Here is a 1,464-nt window from a genome sequence, read left to right as displayed (position 1 = left end):
GGGCACCGTCACGCCCTTCTCGGCGCCCTGGAAGACCAGCTTCGCCTTCTCGAACTTGGCCGGGTCGCCCTCGCAGTCGACGACGACGATCTGGCCGGGGCGCAGCTCGTTGAAGAGGATCTGCTCGGACAGGGTGTCCTCCAGCTCGCGCTGGATGGTCCGGCGCAGCGGCCGGGCGCCGAGGACCGGGTCGAAGCCCTTGGCCGCCAGGTAACGCTTGGCGTTGTCGGTCAGCTCCAGGCCCATGTCCTTGTTCTTCAGCTGCCCCTCGATGCGGGCGGTGAAGATGTCGACGATCTGGAGGATCTCCTTCTCACGCAGCTGGTGGAAGACGATCGTGTCGTCGATACGGTTCAGGAACTCGGGGCGGAAGTGCTGCTTCAGCTCGTCGTTGACCTTGATCTTCATCCGCTCGTAGCTCGACTCCTCGGCCTCGGAGGCCTGGAAGCCCAGCGACACCGCCTTGGCCACGTCACGCGTGCCCAGGTTGGTGGTGAGGATGATGACCGTGTTCTTGAAGTCCACGATGCGGCCCTGGCCGTCGGTCAGGCGACCGTCTTCCAGGATCTGCAGGAGCGTGTTGAACACGTCCGGGTGGGCCTTCTCGATCTCGTCGAACAGGACCACGCTGAACGGCTTGCGGCGCACCTTCTCGGTGAGCTGGCCGCCCTCGTCGTAACCCACGTAGCCGGGAGGGGCACCGACCAGGCGGGACACCGTGTAGCGGTCGTGGAACTCGGACATGTCGAGCTGGATCAGCGCATCCTCGGAGCCGAACAGGAACTCCGCCAGCGCCTTGGACAGCTCGGTCTTACCGACACCGGACGGGCCGGCGAAGATGAACGAGCCGGACGGGCGCTTCGGGTCCTTGAGGCCGGCCCGGGTCCGCCGGATCGCCTTGGAGACGGCCTGCACCGCGTCCTCCTGGCCGATGACGCGCTTGTGCAGCTCGTCCTCCATGCGCAGCAGGCGGGAGGTCTCCTCCTCGGTGAGCTTGTAGACCGGGATGCCGGTCCAGTTGCCCAGGACCTCGGCGATCTGCTCGTCGTCGACCTCGGACACGACGTCGAGGTCGCCGGCCTTCCACTCCTTCTCCCGCTGCGCCTTCTGGCCCAGCAGGGTCTTCTCCTTGTCACGCAGCTGCGCGGCCCGCTCGAAGTCCTGCGCGTCGATCGCGGACTCCTTGTCGCGGCGCACCTGGGCGATGCGCTCGTCGAAGTCACGCAGGTCCGGCGGCGCGGTCATCCGGCGGATGCGCATCCGTGCGCCGGCCTCGTCGATCAGGTCGATCGCCTTGTCCGGCAGGAACCGGTCCGAGATGTACCGGTCGGCCAGCGTCGCAGCCGCGACCAGGGCCGCGTCGGTGATGCTGATCCGGTGGTGCGCCTCGTAACGGTCGCGCAGACCCTTCAGGATCTCGATGGTGTGCGCCAGCGACGGCTCGCCCACCTGGATCGGCTGGAA

At 67.1% G+C, this 1,464-nt stretch carries 1 protein-coding gene; it reads right to left on the bottom strand.

The window, feature by feature from the left end; translation table 11 throughout:
• Nucleotides 1-1,464, bottom strand: a 1,464-nt coding sequence (locus QLQ12_RS46765) for an AAA family ATPase (RefSeq protein WP_282767540.1), incomplete at both ends; no start/stop codon positions are given.

Origin of the sequence: Actinoplanes sandaracinus, from assembly GCF_030009775.1 — a bacterium.
Taxonomy (GTDB): domain Bacteria; phylum Actinomycetota; class Actinomycetes; order Mycobacteriales; family Micromonosporaceae; genus Actinoplanes; species Actinoplanes sandaracinus.
Note: the sequence above shows the minus strand (reverse complement) of the source record. Positions and strands in the feature narration are given on the sequence as shown.